We start from the raw sequence: 21383 nt of genomic DNA, 5'->3' as shown, positions 1-21383 counted from the left end.
AGAAAATAACCATTAAAATAATTCTAATGTAAATTTAATAAATTGTTAACTGTAACTTATTTTTCACTTATTTCTGCGTCATGTTTAAGCAGGGTTTATCTTCAACTTCATCAGCATGCGATTTAAAGCCGTTCGCACCGACCAGGTTAGCGCCTCCTGTATCTATAGCGTGAATATAATCAGCGATCAGGAAGAGGATAAACAGGTGGGTGCCTGTCCCCCGCCTGAATGCCATGCCTCTTTTTCCATTGGACCTACCATCGGCCTTGAGCCAGTCAATAAGTGAAGCGCACAGCGATGACCCATTTGCACCGACTCAGTGCCGCCTGTTCACCATACTGAATCTCATCCCCTCCCACACTTCCATGTTAACTGTCTGTATATAAAGCACTATTTTAACTGGCACGTTTAATGCTCTGCGGTTGTATACAGAGATGTTGACAAGATCTCAGGCCAGGAGGCGACAACCCATAGCCACCTGCGGTCGCGACGCCAACGCCTTCTTCTCTCCGTGAAGCCTCCAGGGCGGATGCGTTTCACGGAAACCTGTTAACTGAAAACGGAGAACAACATGACGACACTCAGCGAACCGTTGGTTACCCCGAAATATGGCAAATGGCGCCAGCTGGTGCTGGGCCTGATCTGTATGGCCGCCATCTCCAGTCCGCAATATGTCTGGACGCTGCTGACGAAACCCCTGGCCGCAAAGCTGGGCGTCGGTCTGCCCGAGCTGCAGGTCACCTTCTCGCTGCTGATCATCCTCCAGACCTTCTTTTCGCCCTTTCAGGGGCGGTTAGTGGAGAAATTTGGCCCACGGCGGCTAATCGCTATCGGCACGGTGATGGCGGGAATGAGCTGGGTGCTTTCCGCACAGGTAAATGGCCTGGCGACGCTGTGGCTGGTTTATGGCTGCATGGGCGGCCTTGGAACCGGGATCGTCTACATCGGCGTTGTCGGCCTGATGGTCAAATGGTTTCCGCGGCAGCGGGGGTTCGCCGCCGGCGCGGTGGCGGCGGGCTACGGGATGGGGGCCATCCTAACCACCTTCCCCATCTCCCTGTCGCTGACTACCAACGGCCTTGAACACACGATGACGACCTTCGGGTTCCTCTTCGCGCTCGTCGGCTTCCTCGCCAGTCAGGGACTGAAGCTGCCGCCGCCTGCTGTCTCTTTGCCCGTCAGCCAGACGGTGGCGCAGAGCAGCAGATCGTTTACCTCCCGGGAAATGCTGCGCCAACCGCTGTTCTGGCTGATGTTTGCCATGATGGCGATGATGTCGACTTCCGGGCTGATGGTCACTTCGCAGATGGCGGTGTTCGCCGAGGACTTCGGCATTAGCCAGGCGGTGGTGTTTGGCATGGCGGCGCTGCCGCTGGCGTTAACGATAGACCGCTTCACCAACGGTTTAACCCGGCCGCTGTTTGGTTTTATTTCCGACCGCTTCGGCCGCGAGCAAACCATGTTTATCGCCTTTGCGCTGGAGGGGGTGGCGATGACGCTCTGGCTGGCGTGCCGGGAAGATCCGCTGCTGTTTGTCCTGCTTTCCGGGGTGGTGTTCTTTGGCTGGGGGGAAATCTTCTCCCTCTTCCCGTCGACGCTCACCGATACCTTCGGCAGCGAACATGCCGCCAGCAACTATGGCTGGCTGTATATTTCTCAGGGCATCGGGTCAATCTTCGGCGGCCCGCTGGCGGCGTTGCTCTATCAGTACACCCACGGCTGGCATGTGGTTTTCAGCTGCGCCATTGGCCTGGATTTTGTCACCGCCGCCCTCGCGCTGTGGGTGCTAAAACCGTGGCGCGCGCGCTTTATCCGCCAGCATACCTAACCGGCAACCCTGGCAGAAGTGACGGCCAGGCCGTCACTTCACTGATATTCGCTGCGCAGCAGCGCGTACAGATACTCATCGCCCCACTGGCCTTTAAAAAAGATATTCTGCCGGTAATGCGCCTCGCGACGAAAGCCCAGTCCTTCCAGGAGTTTGATCGCGGCGGTATTGCGGGTGTCTACCACCGCGATCAGCCGGTGATGGGCCAACGGTTCAAAGAGTAAGGCTATCACCGCCTGTATGGCTTCCCGGGCATACCCCTGATGCTGATACGCCGGGGAAAAGGTCATCCCCAGCTCGGCCTGTCTGCCCCGATCGAAAAAGTGGATCCCCACATCTCCCGCCAGCGCACCGTTGGCCTGGATCTCTACGGCAAGCTGGAACCAACTTTCATCCTCAGCAAAGGCCAGGGAACGCTGTTGTTCATAGAAGGCAGTCGCCTCTGCCATACCGTAATTGCTCCAGCTCTGAAAGCGGGCCACTTCCGGCAGGTTGCGATAGCGGCTGAAAGACGGCAGATCTTCCGTTCTGAACCGGCGCAGCAGCAGCCGGGGCGTGGTCAGGGGTAGCAACATCTCTTCTTCCTGGTGAGTGGGGCAATAGCGCGCCATCTTAACCTGCGCAGCCTGACGCCGCTAGCCGCATGGCGGTGCCTCCTCCCAGCGATAGATTTGAGTGGTGGCCAGCGCCAGCATGGCGAAATCTTCCGGCGTATCGCCGTAAGCGAAGATCGCTTCGTAATCGGTCAGGGCGTAGTTCGCCAGGATACGCGCCTTTTTGGCCAGGCCGCTGCAGTCTCCACCCTGATACTTTCCGGTCGCTGCCCCGTTTTGAAATTCCACTTCGCTGCACAGCAGCTCAAGATTATGCTGCTGGCACCACGGACGAAGGTAGACATCCAGCGAGGCTGAGACCACCACCACGGTGTCCCCTCGCGCCTGATGCCAGGCTATACGCTGCATCGCGTTCTCCCGCAGCGTGCGGGGAATAAACGCCTGGCTATGATCGTTCCCACGCTGCAGGATCTCAGGTTGCGATTTCCCGGCAAAAGCATAATGAAACACTTTTTGCCGGATGGCAGAGGCTGAAAGCCAGCCCATTTTCCAGGCGAGAATATAGGGTAACAACCGCAGTTTGCCCCGACGAATGGCTTTCGCATCGAGGGAATGATAAATGAAAGGGGTAAACGTATCTTCGTGGGTTATCGTGCCATCGAAGTCAAAAAAGGCAATGTTCTTCTTCATCCTTGTCACCTTATACACCAATACCGGCGCCGCGCGTGGCGCGGCTGATTTACTTTTTGCCCGCCTGGCGGCAAGATCCGGCATAATGCACCGCTGTCGCAGGACGACCGGGTCACCGGCAGTCATGACAGCGAACCATTCGACAGGAAAACGCATGAAGCCAAAACAAGCGGACATTCTCCGCCACGCCAGCGCGCTGTTTAATCGCGAAGGATATCAGTCGCCCAGCATCGAGCGGATTGCTGAGCATGCCGGCATCTCCAAAATGACCTTCTACCGCTACTATGCCGATAAAGAGGCGCTCATTCTGGCTATCCTCCGGCAGAAAGAGAGCGAGTTTATGCAGGATCTGACGCAGATCACCGCGGATAAAGCCACCGCGCGGGAGAAGCTGTTCGCCGTGTTCGACTACTATCAGTGCTGGTTGACCTGCGAAACGTTCCACGGCTGCATGTTTACCCGCGCGCTGTTTGAATATGGCGCGTCATCGCCGGCGATCCGGGAGCAGTGCTCCCGGTTCAAATCGCGCCTGTGGCAGTTCTTCCGCGATATTCTGACTCGGGTATTAAAACCAGAGCCTGCCGAACGGGTCGCCATGATGATGGTGATGCTCATCGATGGCGCCATCGCCGCCCAGCAGGCCGAGTCCGCCGAATGCCGGGAGATCCCGCCGGGGACGACCGCCTGGAGCGCGGCCAAAGCGCTGATCTACTCAGAAGGCGGTACGCTGTAAGCTCATGCTGCCGTCCAGCGACTGCAGCGCCGCCAGCAGACCATCATAGTAATCGTTGCAGGTTTGCAGGCGCAGCGCGGCGCCAAAGTAGACCTCCTCCATCGCCGCCGGATGTTTTTTGCCAATCGGCACAATCACATTGTTCAGCCAACCGTCCGCATGGCCGATATCGACCGTGATATGTTCGGCATAGTAATGCACGTCGCGATCGCTAAGCCCAATCCGCCGACAGCCCGCCACCAGTTTTTCATACTGCGGCGGGTCGAGCAGTTCGGTCATCGCCATCACCCCCAGCGATTTGTAGTAATGCTGACGATTTACGCCGCCGAGCATAAAGGCGTTATACCCGGCCAGCCCCTGCCACTCATAAAGATGGGCAAAATGATTGTCCGGTAAGGCGATATTCCGCCGCTTCAGTAAATCCTTATACAGATTAACGTGGGTGATCTCAGCGCTGCCCTGGCCTATCTCATCCCACAGATTTTGCGCAATCTCGGCGCGGGTTTCCGGCAACGAGCCCACCAGCCCCATCGCCACCAGATCGAAGAAAAGCAGATTCAGCGCGCTGTCGCTTTTGAAGAAATAGTCGATTTGCGCCGCGGAGGCCTCGCTGGCAAGGAAATCGAACAGCGGATGATGAGACGCCGGGTGCTGCTGGCATAAGGCGCGCAGTTCGTCGACGATATTGCCGGCATTGAGCACCGGCCTCTGGCGGTGGAAACGTTTGCTTTCCGCCCGCAGCCACTCAGACTCAATGTAATTTCGGATCCCGGAGAGCAACGGATGAAACTGATTGGCAGCCGCCGGCGAGAGCGGGTCGGCAAGCCAGGACTGATAAAGGATGAACAGCGCATGGTGCGCGCGCTTTTTGGCCTGCGGATCGTCAGCGGAGAAGGCGCGGATGCAGGTATTCTCCGTCAGATGCCAGGCTCTGTCGGCGACCAGCGGATTGGCCGTCAGCTTCAGCGACAGTGCGTTGCTGTGCAGAAGCTGGTCAATTAACTCATCCAGCGCCAGCCTGGCTATCACCGCGGTTTGGTCACTACCAATGACCCCATTGTCGGTATTACGCATGAATTTATCCCTGTGAAATGCATGGCGAATATACGGTATAGTACCGCTCACAATGCGGCAACGTAAATTTCAACCACATTGTTAATGCGCTGTTTATTAAAGACTTTAAATAAAAATAACAAAAGCCACTAAAATAGTGTTGATATTATAAAAATAATAACGTTACCATTCAGTACAGTGACAAACGACCCAAGGAATCACGATGCCCTATCTGTTACTGACGCTGGCCGCCCTGTTCTGGGGTGGGAATTACGTTGTCGGTCACGTGCTGGTTCAGGGCGTGGATCCGATCCTGATGACCGAAGCGCGGTGGGCGTTAACGGCGCTGCTGCTGGGCCTGCTCTACCGCCGGCAGATTGCCGGCAGTCGTCACCTGCTGCGGGAAAACGCCCCGGCGGTGCTGGTGCTCACCCTCTGCGGTCAGGTCAGTTTCCCGCTCACGCTCTATATCGGTCTGCAAACCACCTCCGCCCTCAACGCCGCCATCTATATGTCCGCCACGCCGAGCATGGTGCTGCTGATTAATCGGCTGATTTTTCGCGACCCGGTATCGGCCCGCAACTGGCTGGGGGTGGTCTTCAGCACCCTCGGCGTGATGATCCTCTTATTCCAGGGCAACCCGCTGCATGCCGCCTCGCTGCATACCTTTTCCGTCGGCGATCTGTGGGCGATGGGGTCGGCGCTGAGCTGGGCGCTCTATTGTTCGCTGTTACGTCTGAAGGACCGCCGGATCCCGGCGAATGGCTTTGTCGCCGTCAGCTCGCTGCTCGGCGCCCTGCTCCTGCTGCCGATCGTCGCCTTCTGGCTGATGCGCCACCCGGCGCAGGACTGGGATGCCTGGCGCGAGCCGTTTTTCCTCAGCGGGCTGGCTTATCTGGTGATTTTTCCGTCATGGCTGGCCTATCTGTTCTGGAATAAAGGGATCGCCACCATCGGCGCCACGCGGGGGGAGATTTACACCCACATCATCCCCCTCTCGGGTGGCGTGTTAAGCATCCTCTTCCTGCATACCCAGCCCCATGCCTGGCACCTGTTCAGCGCGCTGTTCATTATGCTGGGGATTGGCATCTGCTCGCTGGAAAAACGCCAGGCGGCGACGGTTCGCCTGCGCGGTTAGCGTGTCTGCCGGGCGCCTGATTACGCCCGGCGTCAGCCCTTAACGGCTGGTGGAGAGCGGCTGGTGACGCGCCGCTCCGGCAGGTTGCGCCACCCGGCCCTCGCGGCCAAAGAAGGTCAGAATGGTAATGACGATCGCCACCGTCCCGGCCACCAGGGCCATCGCCAGGCCGTAGTTATGCCCGTGGTGCTGCGCAATGGAGGCCTGCAGGGTGGCATTCACCGAGGCCAGCAGATTCCCCAGCTGATAGACGAAACCGGGCAGCACCGCCCGGGTGTTGGCCGGGACCAGTTCGTTGAGCCAGGTCGGGATCACCCCCCAGGCGCCCTGCACCATAAACTGCATCAGAAACGCCCCGGCCCCCAGCGCCAGCGAGCCGCTGGCGAAAGCCCACAGCGGGATCACCGGCAGCGCCAGCAGAGCGGCGATCATAATCGCTTTGCGCCGGCCAATCTTCTCCGACAGTGAGCCGAAGAACACCCCGCCGATGATTGAGGCGATGTTGTAGCACACCGCGATAATGCTGACCGTTTCCGGCGCAAACCCGTGCTGGACTTTCAAAAATACCGGGTAGAGATCCTGCGTCCCATGGGAGAAGAAGTTAAAGGCCGCCATCAGCACCACCAGGTACAGGCACAGCTTCCAGTGGCTACGCAGCACCGGCAGCAGAGCCGTGCTCGCTTTACTCTGCCGGGCCGCCAGCCAGACCGGGGACTCCTCGACGCAGAAATAGATAAACGGCAACAGCAGCACCGGGGCGGCGCCAATGACAAACATCCCGCGCCAGCCGAGCTGTGCAAACAGCAGCCCGTAGGCCACGGCCGCCAGCAGATAGCCGAAGGGATACCCCGCCTGGAACAGACCGGACATCAGGCCGCGCGAGCGGTCGGGGATCGTCTCCATCGCCAGCGACGAAGCCACGCCCCAGATCCCGCCCATCGCCACGCCGTACAGCACCCGAAGCAGAAAAAACAGCATCAACGACGGCGCCGCGGCGGAGAGCAGCTCAAAGGCGGAGAAGAAAACGATATTGAGCATCAGGATCGGTTTGCGGCCAAACTTTTCCGCCGCCCTGCCGAAGATCAATGCGCCGACGGGCCGCACGGCCAGGGTCAGCAGAATCGCCAGGGTGACCTCTTCGAGGTCGACGTGAAAGGAGTGGGCGATATCGCTCAGTAAAAAAACCAACAAGAAAAAGTCGAAAGCATCGAGCGTCCAGCTTAAAAAACTGGCGATCGCCGCATTGCGCTGTCGTGAAGTCCAGCCGTGCATCTTGTCATCCCTATCCCGACGCCGTTGCCGGGAGCTTGCGCGGCGTCCGGCAGAGCAGGCTGGTGTCACCGCTTGTGTAAATTGTTTGTATAGAAAGTTGCTCTTTTGTTAATTACACCCCTTTTCAGGTCGTCGGCAAGTTTATTAGCACGCTAATTTGTTTCAAATTGCGTGCGACGGCCCACCGGTTCGCTAATTTTCGACCAGAATTAAGGGCAGGCTGGCTTCAGTGCACTGCCCCGATGCCGTATCCACCCACAGGAAGGGAGAGAATCATGAAGAGAATCGCCATCGTCGGCGCCGGGCCGACGGGGATTTACACCTTGTATGAACTGGTGAAGCGCGGTGAGCCGCTATCGATCGCGCTGTTTGAAAAAGAGGCGCAGGCCGGGGTCGGTATGCCCTACAGCGACGATAATACCGCGGCGCAGATGCTGGCCAACATCGCCAGCATTGAGATCCCCCCTATCGACCTGACCTATCTGCAATGGCTGCAGCAGCAGAGCGATGACTGGCTGGCGGCGCGCGGTCTTGAACGGCACGCGCTGCATGAGCGCCAGTTTCTGCCGCGGGTGATCCTCGGCGAGTACTACCGCGACCGCTTTCTGTATCTTGTCCAACGGGCCAGAGACGCCGGCTTCGTGGTGAACGTTTGCGAGTCCTGTGAGGTCATGGATATTGCGGTGCAGCCCGTCGGGATCGCCATCCACACCGACAGCGCGGCGCAGCCGGATATCGTCGATCTGGTGGTGATAGCCACCGGCCATTTGTGGCCTGAAGAAGAACGCGCCAGCCGGCAGTACTTCCCCAGCCCGTGGACCGGCCTGATGGAGGCCCGCATCGCCCCCTGTCGGGTCGGGATCCTCGGGACCTCCTTAAGCGCGATTGATGCCGCCGTGGCGGTTGTAGCCCGCCACGGCGTTTTCCATACTGAACACGACAAAACGACCCATTTTTCCCTGCATCCCGGCAGCGAAGCGCTGGAGATCACGCTGATGTCACGCAACGGCGTGCTGCCGGAGGCCGATTTCTACTGCCCGATCCCGTGGGAGCCGCTGGAGATCGCCACCTCTGCCGCCCTTGAGGCGGCCGTCGCTCAGGGCAGCGACGGCCTGCTGGAGCGGGTGTTTCAGCTGATCGTCCAGGAGCTGGAATATGCCGCCCCGGCCTGGTGCCAGGCGATGGGGCTGCGCCAGCTGACGCCTGACAGCATCGCCGACGCCTGGTTTGCCGACCGTCTTACCCATGACCCCTTCCAGTGGGCGCAGCGCAATCTGCAGGAGGTGGAGCGCAATAAGCGCGAGCGCCACACGGTGCCCTGGCGCTATGCCATTCTCCGCCTGCACGAGGCGATTGAAACCGTGGTGCCGCAGCTCAACGACGAGGACAGCCGTCGCTTCCGCCAGGGGCTCGCCCGCGTGTTTATCGATAACTACGCCGCGATCCCGCCGGAGTCCATTCGCCGCCTGCTGGCCCTGCACCGGGCGGGCATTCTGCGAATTGTGGCGCTGGGTGAGGATTACGATCTGCAGCGCGAGTCTGACCGGACGCTGATTGTCCATCATCAGCAGCGCTGTGAATTCGATGTCTTTATCGATGCCCGCGGACAGAAAGCGCTCAAAACCCGGGATCTGCCCTTTCCTTCACTGCGCCAGCAGCTGCTGGCCTGCGGCGACGCTATTCCGGACGTTGGTGATGACTACACGCTGCAGGTGCCGGAGGCAGTGCGCGGCCGGGTCGCCTTCGGCGCCCTTCCCTGGCTGATGCACGATCGCCCCTTTGTCCAGGGGCTGACGGCCAGCGCCGAGATTGGCAGCGCAATGGCCCGCGCGGTGTCACAGCAGGCAACCGGCCGGCGGCGCCGTCTCTGGTTTATCGACTAGCGGGACGTTTAAACGCAATATCCGAATAAAGGGGGGCTGGCAGGCGTGCTATAAACAGTGGCTGTTCGTCCCCGAGCAAGACCACGTCTAACATTTACGAGGTACTCATGAGTCATCTTTTTAGCGCGACGCGTATTGGTCAGTTGACGCTGGATAACCGTATCGTTATCGCCCCCATGTGTCAGTACTCTGCCGACGAGGGGAAGGCGACGTCCTGGCACCGGATCCATCTCGGGCAGCTGGCGTTCTCCGGCGCCGGCCTGTTAATTCTGGAAGCCACGGCGGTAGAGCCGGCGGGACGTATCTCGCCGGGGGATCTGGGGCTGTGGGATGATGAAACCGAAAACGCCCTGCGCGCCGTGGTGGAGGATATCCGGGCCTGGTCACCGATCCCTCTGGGGATCCAGCTGGGGCATGCCGGGCGCAAGGCCTCCTGCGCGGCCCCCTGGCAGGGTGGCCATCAGCTGGCGCTCAACCAGGGCGGCTGGCAGACCGTCGCCCCCTCCGCGGTGGCGTTTCACGACGGCGATCGCGCCCCGGCCGAGCTGAGCCATGCCGATCTGGCGCGCATCAAAGCGGCCTTTGTCGCCAGCGCATTGCGCGCCCAACGCCTGGGCTTTGAGCTGATTGAGCTGCACGCCGCCCACGGCTATCTGCTGCACCAGTTTCTCTCACCGCTCAGCAATCAGCGCCGGGACGAGTATGGCGGTTCGCTGGAAAACCGCATGCGCTATCCGCTGGAAGTGTTTAAGGCAATCCGCGAGGCGGTGGGCAACGCCATGGCGGTGGGCGTCAGGTTGTCGGCTACCGACTGGGTCGAAGGCGGCTGGGACGGCGAGCAATCCATTCAGTTCAGTCAGCAGCTGGAAGCGCTGGGCAGCGACTATATCCATGTCTCCAGCGGCGGATTGTCGCCGCAGCAGGCAATCACCGTCGGGCCGGGGTATCAGTTGCCTTTCGCCCGCGACATTCGCGAGCAGGTAGCCATCCCGGTGATTGGCGTGGGACTGATCACCGACCCGCAGCAGGCGGAAGCGGCGCTGGAGAATGGCGATGCCGACCTGATCGCCCTCGCCCGCGCGGTGCTCTACGATCCGCACTGGCCATGGCACGCCGCGGCCAGCCTTGGCGCCCAGGTTCGCGTACCTTCGCAGTATCTGCGCTCCGAGCCGCACGGCCTGAAAGGTACCCTGCTTCCAAACCGCTGAACCCGGAACGGGCATCAAAAAGGGGTATCGTAAGATACCCCTGAGCAGGATGTTATTGCCGTTCTATGTGCCGGGCGGCGGCAACGTCTTGCCCGGCCTACAATACCCGATCATTGCGCAGCCAACTCGCCCCCTTGCAGGCCCGCGCAAGCGCAGCGCCGTCGGGCGCGATATCAGGCTCCACGCTCTGTTTTTACGGACGGCGGCTGGCCAGGCAAACACCGCGAGTTACTGCTGGGCGGCCGGTGGCGTAGCGTTCTGTTTATCCTTCGCGATACTGTCCTGAATGGCTTTGGTTTTGCTCGCCGCTTCCGCCGAAAGCTGATTGGCATCGCCGATGGCGTTGTCTTTGATCTGACCCGCCTCTTTGACGATGCGGTCACTTTCCTGCTTTGCGTTCTGCTTCACCGCATCGGCCTGGGCTTTCGCCTGCTCGGCGATGGCATCCGCTTTCTTGTCCGCCTCCGCCTTGATGGCGCTGGCCTGATCCTTCAGGCGATCGGCCTCGGCGTCGGCCTGGCTTTTCAGCGTATCAATTTGCTTATCCGCATCCTGCTTAATCGCCTGGGCTTTGTCCGCCGCGGCATCCTTCATCTGCTCCGCATTATCTTTCGCCTTATCCAGTTTGTTATCTACTTTCGACGCATCGTCGCAGCCAAACAGGGTCAGGCACAGTGCGGAAGCGAGCAGTGTTTTATTCCAGAGTTTCATCAGCATTCCCTTACAGGTTGAGTCATTATCCAGCCTTGTGATTTATTGCTTTAATAGCATTCACATTTTATATATAAACGCTCAGCCAGCAGAGTCAAGCCGGCGGCGTCCGCGCCAGGGTCGCCACCAGCCCCTGGCGCGATCAGGCGTCGGCCACCTGCTCTACCGCCCGGGAGAACGCGTCGATGGCCAGCCCGACGTCGGCGGTGGTGACCGATTCCGCCGGGTGATGGCTGACGCCCCCCAGGCAGCGCACAAACAGCATGGCCGATGGCCAGCGCTCGGCGATGGCGATGGCGTCATGCCCTGCGCCGCTCGGCAGCGTCAGCGACCGCCCCTGCACCGCCACCACCGCCTCGCTCAGCACCGCCTGCAGCTGGCTGTCGCAGGCGGTGGCGGCGATGCGATAATACTCCTCGGCGCTGAAGCTCAGCTGGCGGCGCCCGGCAATGGCCTGCGCCTCCGCCAGCAACTCCTCCAGCAGCGCCGCCAGCAGCGCATCCTGCGGGCCGCGAATATCCAGCGTCAGCTGCACCTCGCCCGGTATCACGTTCACCGCGCCCGGCGCACAGCGCAGGGTGCCGACCGTCGCCACCAGATTGCCGCCGCGCTGCCGGGTCAGGCTTTCCACCTGCACCATCCATTCCGCCGCCGCGGCGAGCGCGTCCTTACGATGGAGCATCGGCACCGTGCCGGCATGGCCGGCTTCGCCGGTAAAGCGGCAGTTCAGGCGGCGGGCGCCGTTAATCGCCTCCACTACGCCGAGCGCCAGACCCGCCTGCTCCAGGCACGGCCCCTGCTCGATATGCAGTTCCAGATAGGCGGCGATATCCTGCGGGCGGCGGGCGGCATGGGCGATCCGCGCCGGATCGAGCCCGGCATTCACCAGCGCCTGGGCGACGCTCACCCCGTCGGCATCGCACTGCGACAGCCAGCTTTCAGGCCAGGTGCCGGTGACGCCGCGGCTGCCAAGCAGGGTGATGCCGAAGCGGGTGCCCTCTTCATCGCCAAAACCGACGATCTCGATAGCCTTTGCCAGCCGTCGCCCCTGCTGGTGCAGACGCTGCACCACCTCAATCGCCGTCAGCACGCCGAGCATGCCGTCGTAGCGCCCGGCGTTGCGCACGGTGTCAAGATGAGAGCCCAGCAGCACCGCCGGCGCGCCCTCCTGCACGCCTTCATAGCGACCGCAGATGTTGCCGACGCTGTCCTGCCACACCATCATACCGGCGCCCTGCATCCACTGACCCACCAGCTGGTTGGCCTGCAGATGCTCCGGCGACAGATAGACCCGGGTCAGGGCGTCGGCGGTTTCGCTGAGGGCGGCCAGCTGGTCGGCGCGCGCCATTACCCGGCTGGCGGCCGCCTCTCTCTCCGCCTGCTGGCGGATGGTATCACTCATAGGTTGCCCTCGGTGCGGTAGTGATCCCAGGCCGCCTGCATCGCCGCGCCCTGGGTGGTGGTGAACTTGAGGTAGTTCAGCACCGCCTCCAGCGCACTGAGGGTCTGCATCACGCAGTCTTTACGCGCGTTATAGCCCATGGTGCCAATGCGCCAGACTTTACCGTGCAGCGGGCCGAACGAGGTGCCAATCTCAATGCCGAAATCTTCCAGCATCAGCTTACGCACCTGGTCGCCGTTGACCCCGTTGGGGATCACCACCCCCAGCACGTTGTTCATTTTGTGCCGCAGGTCGCCAAAGGTCTCGAGACCCATCGCCTGGATCCCTTTCAGCAGCGCATCGCCGTGCAGCTTGTGGCGGGCGATGCCGTTGTCGAGTCCCTCCTGAAGGATCAGGCGCGCGCACTCCCGGGCGGCGAACAGCGCAGAGGTCGCTTCGGTGTGGTGGTTAAGGCGCTCCGGCCCCCAGTAATCCATCACCATGCCGAGATCGAAATAGTTGGAGTAGATCATCTCGTCGACGCCATCGTGGTGGGCGTCGGTGCGGATCCCCTGCTCAATGCAGCGGCGGCGGCGGATCGCCTCTTCCATCCGCGGGCTGAGGGTAATGGGCGAGGTGCCGGAGGGGCCGCCCAGGCACTTCTGCATCCCGGCGGACACCGCGTCCAGCTGCCAGGCGTCGGTTTCCAGCGGGTTGCCGCCGAGCGACGCGGTGGCGTCAGTATAGAACAGCACGTCGTGGCGACGACAAATCTCCCCCAGCTCCGCCAGCGGCTGCAGCATGGTGGTCGAGGTATCGCCCTGCACGGTAAGCAGCAGGCGCGGGCGCACGCGCTTGATCGCGTCCTCAACCTGGTCCGGGGTAAAGACTTCCCCCCACGGCACCTCGATGGTGTGTACCTCTGCCCGGCAACGGCGCGCTATTTCGCACAGCAGGTGGCCAAACCGGCCGAACACTGGCACCAGCACCTTGTCGCCCGGACGGATCGCCGACACCAGGATCGCTTCGATACCAGCGCGGGAGGTACCGTCCACCAGCATCGTCCAGCGGTTTTCGGTGCGAAACACGCCGCGGTAGAGCGCCATCACTTCATTCATATAGTGGGTCATCGCCGGATCGTACTGCCCCACCAGCTGGCTCGCCATGGCGCGCAGCACGCGCGGGTCGGCGTTGATCGGCCCCGGCCCCATCAGCAGGCGCTGCGGCGGGTTAATTTGCGAAAACTGAGTGATATCCATCTGCCATTCCTTACGTTAGTTAAGACCGCGCACCGAGGAGATAAACTGTTTCAGTTCGGTTGTCTGCGGACTGGCGAACAGCGTTTTGCTGTCACCCTGTTCCCAGACGCGCCCCTGATGCATAAACACCACGCGGTCGCCCACTTCGCGGGCAAAATTCATTTCATGGGTGACGAGGATCAGCGTCATGCCTTCCGCCGCCAGCTGCTCCAGCACCTTCAGTACTTCGCCCACCAGTTCAGGGTCGAGCGCCGAGGTGATTTCGTCACAAAGTAAAACCTTTGGCGACATGGCCAGCGCCCGGGCGATGGCCACGCGCTGCTGCTGGCCGCCGGAGAGGTTGGCCGGGTAGTAATCCAGACGGTCGCCGAGCCCGACCTTCTCCAGCATCCGCTGCGCCAGCTCGCGGCATTCGGCCTGGGACTTCTTCAGCACCCGCCGCGGAGCCAGCATGACGTTCTCCAGCGCCGTCATGTGCGGAAAGAGATTGAAGTTCTGGAACACCATGCCGATGGAGCGGCTGATCTCCCGGGCCTGGGAATCGCGGTCGGTGATGGTCATGCCCCCGAGCTTGATGCTCCCCTCCTGGTACCCCTCCAGGCCATTGATGCAGCGCAGCAGAGTGCTTTTGCCCGAGCCGCTGCGGCCGATGATCGAGATCACTTCCCCCATGTCGATATCCAGATCGACGCCCTTCAGCACATGGTTGTCGCCGTAGTACTTCTGCATCTGATTAATGGTGATGAGAGGCATTGAATTTGTTCTCCAGATAACGGCTGTAGCGGGACAGCGGATAGCACAGAATGAAATAGCCCAGCGCCACCAGGGCAAACACTTTAAACGGCTGGTAAGTGACGTTGGTCAGCATGGTTCCCGCCTTGGTCAGCTCCACAAAGCCAATAATCGAGGCCAGCGCCGTGCCTTTGATCACCTGTACGGCGAACCCCACCGTCGGCGCGATGGCGATCCGCAGCGCCTGCGGCGCCACCACCCGGTACAGGGTCTGGCCGAAGCTCAGCCCGAGACAGCGCGAGGCTTCCCACTGGCCTTTCGGCAGCGCGCGAATGCTGCCGAACCAGATATCCAGCAGAAAGGCGCTGGTGTAGAGCGTCAGGGCCACCGACGCCGCGGTCCATGCCGAGACGTCGATGCCGAACAGCGCCACGCCGAAAAATGCCAGAAACAGCTGCATCAGCAGCGGCGTCCCCTGAAACAGTTCGACGTAGCCGCGGATCAGTCGTTTCACCTGCCGTCCGCCGGTCAGGCGCAACAGCAGCAACGGTAAGGTCACCAGCGCCCCGCCGGTAAACGCGACCAGCGACAGCAGCACCGTCCAGCGACCGGCCAGCAGCAGGTTGCGGATAATGTCCCAGTCGGTAAAGGTGGTCATCATGCCTGCACTCCCAGCCATTTACGCCCCGCCGCCATCAGCAGCTGACGCATCGCTATCGATAACGCTAAGTAGATCCCGGTGGTCACCAGATAGACCTCAAAGCTCAAAAATGTCCGCGACTGGATCAGGTTGGCGGCGAAGGTCAGCTCCTCATAGGAGACCTGCGACACCACCGACGAGCCGAGCATCACGATGATGCACTGGCTGACCAGCGCCGGATAAATCCGCTGCAGCGCCGGGGGCAGCACGACGCGAACGAAGGTTTGCGTCCGGCTGAGTCCGAGCACGCGTCCGGCCTCCCACTGGCCTTTCGGCGTCACCTGAATGCCGGCGCGCACGATCTCGGTGCTGTAGGCCCCAAGGTTCACCACCATCGCCAGCAGCGCCGCTTCGCCGGCGGTCATCTTCAGTCCCAGGTTCGGTAAACCAAAGACGATAAAAAAGAGCTGCACCACGAACGGCGTGTTACGAATGATTTCCACATATCCGCCCCACACCCGGCTGAGGATGCCCGGGCGGCCGCTGCGGATCGCCGCCCCGAGGATGCCGATCGCCAGTCCGCCGATCGTCGCCAGCACCGTCAGCTGCACCGTCACCCACAGGCCGGCCAGCAGCTCCGGCCAGTGCGGCCAGAGCTCAGAAAAATGAAGTTGCTCCGTCATCCACAGACCTTACGCGCCGAGGCTGGCAGGCAGCGGCGCTTTCAGCCACTTCTCAGACAGACCGTTGAGGGTGCCGTCCTTAATGCCCTGCTCGATGAGGGTATCCACTTTCGCCTTCAGCGCCGGTTCGTTCTTTTTCAGCCCGATAAAGCACGGTGAGTCCTTCAGCATAAAGCTCGGCACCGGCGCTTTGTCGGCGTTCTGCCGGGCGATGGCCGCCACCACCAGGTTCCCGGTGGCGACATACTGCACCTGGCCTGACAGGTAGGCCGACAGGGTGGTGTTATTGTCCTCGTAGCGCTTAATCTGCGCCGCCTGCGGCGCCACGCTGGTCAGCACCATGTCTTCCACCGCCCCGCGGGTCACGCCGACGCTTTTACCGCTCAGCGCGGCCGCGTCCTTCAGCTCCGCCCCTTTCGGGCCAAACACCCCGAGGAAGAACGGCGCGTAGGCGCGGCTGAAGTCGATCACTTTCTCACGCTCAGCGTTTTTGCCGAGGCTGGAGATCACCAGGTCCACCTTATCCGTCTGCAGATACGGCACGCGGTTGGCGCTGGTTACCGGGACCAGTTGCAGCTTGAGCTTCATCGACTTCGCCAGATAGCGCGCCATGTCGATGTCATACCCCTGCGGCTGCAGGTCGGTCCCCACCGAGCCGAATGGCGGAAAATCCTGGGGTACGGCAATGCGGATGACGCCGCGTTTTTCAATATCCTGGAGCTGGTCAGCCTGAGCGGCGGAAACAGACGAAAGGAGACAAGCGGCCCCGGCCAGTGCGATCAACAGTTTCTTCATGATGTTTACCCGTTACGTTAGCATGAAACAAAAGATTCTTTGAATCTGTTTTTGCAACTAATGTGCCAGATACAGTCGATGCGCGGGTTGGCGAGGAATTAAGGCAAAAAGTGAGAGCGGACAGGGATTAAGGAGCAGAAGAGTAAAAATCGACGGCGCCAGAACGCGGAACCAAATGCACCATATTGATGCACAGCACCACGCTGGCGCCCCATCAGCGTTGTTCCAGCTCGTCCAGCTGCTGATAAAGCGTAGCGATATCGTGGATCCGCGGACGACCGCTGTCGAGCGTTTCATGCAGAAAGGCATTGGCCAGCAGATTGATCAGACTGTTGACCGAGGCATAGCTGTCGTAAGCCGAGACGCTGTCCAGCGGCGCGCAGAGCTGCCAGCGGGAGAGCGGGAACAGGCTGTGCGCCTGCGGCTCGCACATTAACAGAACCGGCACCCCGTCGCGCTGCAGCTGCTGCAGCAGCGGGCGCACGATCCGCGGCCGCCGGCGAAACGCCATCATCACCACCAGGTCATCGGCGGTCAGGTCGACCAGCTCTTCGCTGAGGCTCTGCCCCGGCTGGGGCAGCACCAGCACCTGACCGCGAGCCTGCAGCAGCTGCTGGCGCAGGTGCAGCGCCGCCGGATAGGCATTGCGCATGCCAATCACCACAATGCGGCGCGCGGCCACCATCGCCGTCAGCGCCTCGGCGAACTGGTGAGCGTCAAGGGCATTGACCCATTGGGTGAGGTTCGCCATCTCCTGCTTATAATGACGCGCCAGCAGCGTGTTACCCTGCACCGCGTCGCGCTGGTCGGTCAGCGGCATTCCGCTCTGGCGCAGGGTGCGCAGTTCATCGCGCATGTCCTTATATTTGTCATAGCCCAGGCGCTTGAACAGCCGGCTGACGGTGGCTTTCGACACGCCGCTCAGCTGCGCCAGCTCGGCGCTGTTGTAGCTTATCAGGTCATCAAAGTGGTCAAAGATGAAATCCGCCACCCGCTGCTCCTGCGGCGACAGCGAGGCGTATTGCCCTTTCAGTCGTTCATCGAGTTGTTGCATAGCGCCCCTGTAACTTTCGTTTCATCATCCATCCCTCATCATACTGTATCTGCTATGCCTTACACATAGCGTGCCAGCGGGAAAATTCCGGTCATTGTTTTTATCAATGAAACGAAACGTTCAGAGATGGAACAGCTTTTGCAGTGTTCTGCGGGTGATTCGTTCAGAAAGGATAATTTATGCACAGTAGCAACGTTTCGACCCACGGCATGGCGGTCGCTCCCCACCACCTCGCCAGCCAGAGCGCGCTGGCCATCCTGCGCGAGGGCGGCAGCGCCATTGAAGCGATGGTGGCTGCCGCCGCGGCCATCGCCGTCGTCTATCCGCACATGAACGGCCTGGGCGGGGATGGTTTCTGGCTGATCGTGCCTCCCGAAGGGGATCCCATCGCCATTGACGCCAGCGGGGCGGCCGGCTCGCTGGCCACACTCGAGGCCTATGCCGGTCAGCGGCATATCCCCCACCGGGGGCCGCAGGCTGCGCTGACCGTCGCCGGCACCGTCAGCGGCTGGGACGAGGCGCTGCGAATTTCACGGGACTTAACCGGCCGCGCGCTGCCGGTGGCGCGCCTGCTGGCCGATGCTATCGGTTATGCCGAAGACGGCATTCCGGTCACCGCCTCCCAGGCCCATGCCACCGCCAGCAAACTGGAAGAGCTGCGCCACCAGCCGGGCTTCAGCGAAACCTGGCTGGCGGCGGGCGAGCCCCCCCGGGCCGGCAACCGCTTTCGCCAGCCCGCCCTCGCCGGAACCCTGCGCATGCTGGCCAGCGACGGTCTCGACAGTTTCTATCGCGGCCCGCTGGCCGAACGTCTCGCCCAGGGGATGGCCGCGCTGGGGATGCCCGTCACCCTCGGCGACCTGCAGGCCCACCGCGCCCGGCGCCCGGCGCCGCTGACGCTCCAGCACCGACAGGGCACGCTGTGGAACCTCGCCCCGCCGACGCAGGGGCTGGTGTCGCTGGCGATCCTCGGCATCACTGACCGTCTGAACATGGCCGACGCCGACGAGGCGCAAACGGTGCATCGCATCGTCGAAGCCACCAAGCGGGCGTTTGCCCTGCGCGATGCGCATATCACCGATCCGCGCCATCTGGATGTCGACGTTCAGCAACTGCTGACTCCGGAGGCGCTGCAGCCGCTGGCCGACAGCATCGACGACGCCAGCGCTTCGCCCTGGGGCGGCGGCAAAGGCCCGGGCGATACCGTCTGGATGGGCGTCGTGGATAACAGCGGCCTGGCGGTGTCATTCATTCAGAGCATCTATCACGAGTTTGGCAGCGGCGTGGTGATCCCGGACACCGGGATCGTCTGGCAAAACCGCGGGGCGGCCTTCAGCCTCGATCCGCAGCATCTTCTGGCGCTGGCGCCAGGCAAACAGCCGTTCCATACCCTCAACCCCGCCGCGGCGCGCCTGAACGATGGCCGGGTGATGGTCTATGGCTCGATGGGCGGCGACGGTCAGCCGCAGACCCAGGCGGCGCTGTTTACCCGCTATATCCTGCAGGGGGCGCCGCTGCAGGAGAGCATCTCCCGGCCGCGCTGGCTGCTGGGCCGCACCTGGGGCCAGTCCTCGGATTCACTGAAGCTGGAGGGACGCTTTGCCCCCGCCTGCATCGCTCGCCTGCGCGAGCTGGGGCACGAGGTGGAAGTGCTGGCCGATTTCAGCGAGGCGATGGGCCACGCCGGGGCCATTGTCCGCCATCCCAACGGCCTGCTTGAAGGGGCTACCGATCCACGCAGCAACGGCGCCGCCGCCGGATACTAAGGAGCAGACCATGACCACACAGCCAGACTGGAGCGAGTATCTGACGCAGATGACCCACCTGTTGCGCCTGGAGCTGGATGCGCCGCGCCGTGAGGAGCTGGAGCGCCAGTTTGCCCGCATCGCCGCTATGGCGCAGCCGCTGATGGACTATCCCCTCGGGCCGCGCGACGACATTGCGGGGGTGTATAAAGCATGACACTTCACCATTTCACTATCGCCGAGATCCAGCGTGCGCTGCACGAGGGCGAACTGAGCGCCCGGGAGATCGCCCGCCAGACGCTGGACGATATCGCCCGCGTGAATCCGCAGATCAACGCCTGGACCGAGGTCACCGCCCAGCGCATGCTGGCGGAGGCCGACAGCATCGACGCCCTGCGCCGGGAAAAGCGCCCCCTGCCGCCGCTGGCGGGCATTCCCTACGCGGTGAAAAATCTGTTTGATGTCGCCGGGCACACCACCCTCGCCGGCGCGGAACTGCTGAGCGACCGGCCGCCGGCAGCCAGCGACAGCTGGGCGGTGCGCCAGCTGCACAGCGCCGGCGCCCTGCTCAGCGGGATGCTCAATATGGATGCCTACGCCTACGGCTTCACCACCGAAAACAGCCACTATGGCGCGACGCATAACCCGCACGATCTGTCGCGGATCGCCGGCGGATCTTCCGGCGGTTCGGCCGCGGCGGTGGCGGCCGGGCTGGTCCATTTCAGCCTCGGCAGCGATACCAACGGATCGATCCGCGTCCCCGCGTCGCTGTGCGGGATCTTTGGCCTGAAACCCACTTTCGGCCGCCTCTCCCGCTCCGGCAGCCATCCGTTTGTCGCCAGTCTGGATCATATTGGTCCCTTTGCCCGCCGGGTGGCCGACCTCGCCGCGGTGTATGACGCCCTGCAGGGGCGCGACCCGGCCGATGACTTTCAGGCCGATAAAGCCAGCGAGCGCACCGGCAACCTGCTGGAGCGCGGGCTGGAGGGTCTGCGCTGCGCGCGGCTGGGGGGCTATTTCACCACCTGGTGCGATGACGATGCCCGGGCGGCCGTGGATCGGGTCGCCCACGCGCTGGGCGCCGACAGCGAGCTGCAGTTCGCGGATGCCGCCCTGGCCCGCTCGGCGGCCTTTATCATCAGCGCCAGCGAAGGCGGCAATCAGTATCTGCCGGATCTTCGCCACTCGCCCGAGCGCTTTGAGCCTCACTCCCGCGAGCGGCTGCTGGCCGGGGCGATGATCCCCTCCGCATGGTATCTGCAGGCCCAGCGCTTCCGCCGCCATGCCCGTCAGGCGATGAAATCCCTGTTCAGTCAGGCCGATGTGCTGATCGCCCCGGCCACCCCATGCAGCGCCACGCCGATTGGCGCCGAGGAGATGGTGATTAACGGCCAGCCGCTGCCGGTGCGCGCCAGCATGGGAATGCTGACGCAGCCGATCTCCTTCCTCGGGCTGCCGGTGGCGACCGTGCCCCTGCGTACCGCCAGCGGCAAGCCGATTGGCCTGCAGCTGATTGCCGCGCCGTTTAACGAACAAGCCTGTCTTCGCGCCGCGCGGGCGCTGGAAGCGATGGGCATTACCGATGCCCGAGTGGCGGAGAGTGCAGCATGATCAATCTGGATAATATAGACCGCCCGGCGATCCTCGCCGAGGTGACGGCGGCGTTTTATCAGTATGAAGAGGCGCTGGTCAGCAATAACATCGAGGCGCTGGATGCGCTGTTCTGGCACGACCCGCGCACCGTACGGCTGGGGGCCGGTGAAAATCTGTATGGCATCGAGGCGATCCGCGCCTTTCGCGCCGCCCGCCCCGCCGCCGGTCTGGCCCGCGATCTGCGCCATACCATCATCACCACCTTTGGCGCGGACATGGCGGTGTGCAGCACCGAGTTCACCCGCGAAGGCAGCGCCCGCCCTGGACGCCAGCAGCAGACGTGGGTGCGTTTTCCCTATGGCTGGCGGATTGTCGCCGCCCAGGTCAGTCTGATGGACTGAGGGGAACAATACCGATTATGGCCAGGTGGA

At 62.1% G+C, this 21383-nt stretch carries 20 protein-coding genes and 1 pseudogene; 9 read left to right on the top strand and 12 right to left on the bottom strand.

The window, feature by feature from the left end; genetic code table 11:
* The first annotated feature begins 571 nt into the window (after positions 1-571).
* Positions 572-1828 (top strand): oxalate/formate MFS antiporter, encoded by a 1257-nt coding sequence (oxlT, locus tag L2I46_RS20040; protein WP_236948170.1) that lies wholly within the window; start codon positions 572-574, stop codon positions 1826-1828.
* Between the two features lie 38 nt (positions 1829-1866).
* On the opposite strand, the gene L2I46_RS20035 is transcribed toward oxlT, so the two are convergent.
* Together L2I46_RS20035 and L2I46_RS20030 are read right to left on the bottom strand one after the other, a co-directional pair.
* Positions 1867-2439, bottom strand: coding sequence for a GNAT family N-acetyltransferase (locus L2I46_RS20035; RefSeq protein ID WP_236948169.1), 573 nt, complete (start codon positions 2437-2439; stop codon positions 1867-1869).
* 24 nt (positions 2440-2463) lie between these two features.
* Positions 2464-3072: an HAD-IB family hydrolase gene (locus L2I46_RS20030; RefSeq protein WP_236948168.1), complete on the bottom strand. Its 609-nt coding sequence runs from the start codon at positions 3070-3072 to the stop codon at positions 2464-2466.
* A 154-nt stretch (positions 3073-3226) separates the two neighbouring features.
* On the opposite strand from L2I46_RS20030, the gene L2I46_RS20025 reads away from it, so the two are divergent.
* Positions 3227-3805, top strand: a complete 579-nt coding sequence (locus L2I46_RS20025; protein WP_023289743.1) for a TetR/AcrR family transcriptional regulator — start codon at positions 3227-3229, stop codon at positions 3803-3805.
* Here the strand turns inward: L2I46_RS20025 and L2I46_RS20020 are convergent.
* A pseudogene (locus L2I46_RS20020) lies at positions 3781-4879 on the bottom strand (iron-containing redox enzyme family protein). The gene L2I46_RS20025 and the pseudogene L2I46_RS20020 sit on opposite strands and share 25 nt — an antisense overlap.
* 202 nt (positions 4880-5081) lie before the next feature.
* Between L2I46_RS20020 and L2I46_RS20015 the strand changes: the two are divergent.
* Complete coding sequence (locus L2I46_RS20015; RefSeq protein ID WP_023289745.1) at positions 5082-5996, top strand: DMT family transporter; 915 nt, start codon at positions 5082-5084, stop codon at positions 5994-5996.
* A gap of 39 nt (positions 5997-6035) precedes the next feature.
* Here L2I46_RS20015 and L2I46_RS20010 read toward each other — a convergent pair whose 3' ends face one another.
* Positions 6036-7268: an MFS transporter gene (locus L2I46_RS20010; protein WP_023289746.1), complete on the bottom strand. Its 1233-nt coding sequence runs from the start codon at positions 7266-7268 to the stop codon at positions 6036-6038.
* A gap of 275 nt (positions 7269-7543) precedes the next feature.
* Here L2I46_RS20010 and L2I46_RS20005 point away from each other — a divergent pair, with 275 nt between their 5' ends.
* On the top strand, positions 7544-9151 hold the full coding sequence (locus L2I46_RS20005; RefSeq protein WP_236948167.1) for an FAD-NAD(P)-binding protein: 1608 nt from the start codon (positions 7544-7546) through the stop codon (positions 9149-9151).
* Positions 9152-9258: 107 nt separating this feature from the next.
* Positions 9259-10359, top strand: a complete 1101-nt coding sequence (locus tag L2I46_RS20000; RefSeq protein ID WP_023289748.1) for an NADH:flavin oxidoreductase/NADH oxidase — start codon at positions 9259-9261, stop codon at positions 10357-10359.
* Positions 10360-10587: 228 nt separating this feature from the next.
* Here L2I46_RS20000 and L2I46_RS19995 read toward each other — a convergent pair whose 3' ends face one another.
* The 8 genes from L2I46_RS19995 to hpxU form a co-directional block, all read right to left on the bottom strand.
* A complete protein-coding gene (locus L2I46_RS19995; RefSeq protein ID WP_032452914.1) occupies positions 10588-11076 on the bottom strand; it encodes a hypothetical protein in 489 nt (162 codons plus the stop codon).
* A gap of 136 nt (positions 11077-11212) precedes the next feature.
* Complete coding sequence (gene hpxK, locus L2I46_RS19990; protein ID WP_236948166.1) at positions 11213-12472, bottom strand: allantoate amidohydrolase; 1260 nt, start codon at positions 12470-12472, stop codon at positions 11213-11215.
* Complete coding sequence (locus tag L2I46_RS19985; protein ID WP_023289753.1) at positions 12469-13710, bottom strand: pyridoxal-phosphate-dependent aminotransferase family protein; 1242 nt, start codon at positions 13708-13710, stop codon at positions 12469-12471. The genes hpxK and L2I46_RS19985 overlap by 4 nt, the downstream gene beginning before the upstream one ends.
* Before the next feature lie 15 nt (positions 13711-13725).
* On the bottom strand, positions 13726-14463 hold the full coding sequence (locus tag L2I46_RS19980) for an amino acid ABC transporter ATP-binding protein (RefSeq protein WP_002905293.1): 738 nt from the start codon (positions 14461-14463) through the stop codon (positions 13726-13728).
* Positions 14444-15100 carry an amino acid ABC transporter permease gene (locus L2I46_RS19975; RefSeq protein WP_002905295.1) on the bottom strand — a complete coding sequence of 219 codons (657 nt, stop codon included), beginning with the start codon at positions 15098-15100 and terminating at the stop codon, positions 14444-14446. Before L2I46_RS19975 ends, L2I46_RS19980 begins: the two co-directional genes overlap by 20 nt.
* A complete protein-coding gene (locus tag L2I46_RS19970; RefSeq protein ID WP_023289754.1) occupies positions 15100-15765 on the bottom strand; it encodes an amino acid ABC transporter permease in 666 nt (221 codons plus the stop codon). The genes L2I46_RS19975 and L2I46_RS19970 overlap by 1 nt, the downstream gene beginning before the upstream one ends.
* 9 nt (positions 15766-15774) lie before the next feature.
* Positions 15775-16560 carry a transporter substrate-binding domain-containing protein gene (locus L2I46_RS19965; protein WP_023289755.1) on the bottom strand — a complete coding sequence of 262 codons (786 nt, stop codon included), beginning with the start codon at positions 16558-16560 and terminating at the stop codon, positions 15775-15777.
* A 214-nt stretch (positions 16561-16774) separates the two neighbouring features.
* Complete coding sequence (gene hpxU / locus L2I46_RS19960) at positions 16775-17614, bottom strand: MurR/RpiR family transcriptional regulator HpxU (RefSeq protein ID WP_023289756.1); 840 nt, start codon at positions 17612-17614, stop codon at positions 16775-16777.
* A gap of 179 nt (positions 17615-17793) precedes the next feature.
* Between hpxU and hpxW the strand changes: the two genes are divergently transcribed.
* Genes hpxW through hpxZ form a run of 4 tightly spaced genes read left to right on the top strand, consistent with a single transcriptional unit; the run spans position 17794 to position 21353 of the window.
* Positions 17794-19380: an oxamate amidohydrolase gene (gene hpxW / locus L2I46_RS19955; protein ID WP_085551832.1), complete on the top strand. Its 1587-nt coding sequence runs from the start codon at positions 17794-17796 to the stop codon at positions 19378-19380.
* Positions 19381-19390: 10 nt separating this feature from the next.
* Positions 19391-19576, top strand: a complete 186-nt coding sequence (gene hpxX, locus L2I46_RS19950) for an oxalurate catabolism protein HpxX (protein ID WP_023289758.1) — start codon at positions 19391-19393, stop codon at positions 19574-19576.
* Positions 19573-20970 carry an AtzE family amidohydrolase gene (locus L2I46_RS19945; protein ID WP_044523349.1) on the top strand — a complete coding sequence of 466 codons (1398 nt, stop codon included), beginning with the start codon at positions 19573-19575 and terminating at the stop codon, positions 20968-20970. The genes hpxX and L2I46_RS19945 overlap by 4 nt, the downstream gene beginning before the upstream one ends.
* Positions 20967-21353 (top strand): oxalurate catabolism protein HpxZ, encoded by a 387-nt coding sequence (gene hpxZ, locus L2I46_RS19940; RefSeq protein ID WP_032452923.1) that lies wholly within the window; start codon positions 20967-20969, stop codon positions 21351-21353. The genes L2I46_RS19945 and hpxZ overlap by 4 nt, the downstream gene beginning before the upstream one ends.
* The last annotated feature ends 30 nt before the right edge of the window (positions 21354-21383 follow it).

The sequence above is a fragment of the Klebsiella sp. 2019SCSN059 genome, from assembly GCF_021739525.1.
GTDB lineage: Bacteria > Pseudomonadota > Gammaproteobacteria > Enterobacterales > Enterobacteriaceae > Klebsiella > Klebsiella quasipneumoniae.
This window is presented reverse-complemented; position numbering and strand designations above follow the sequence as displayed.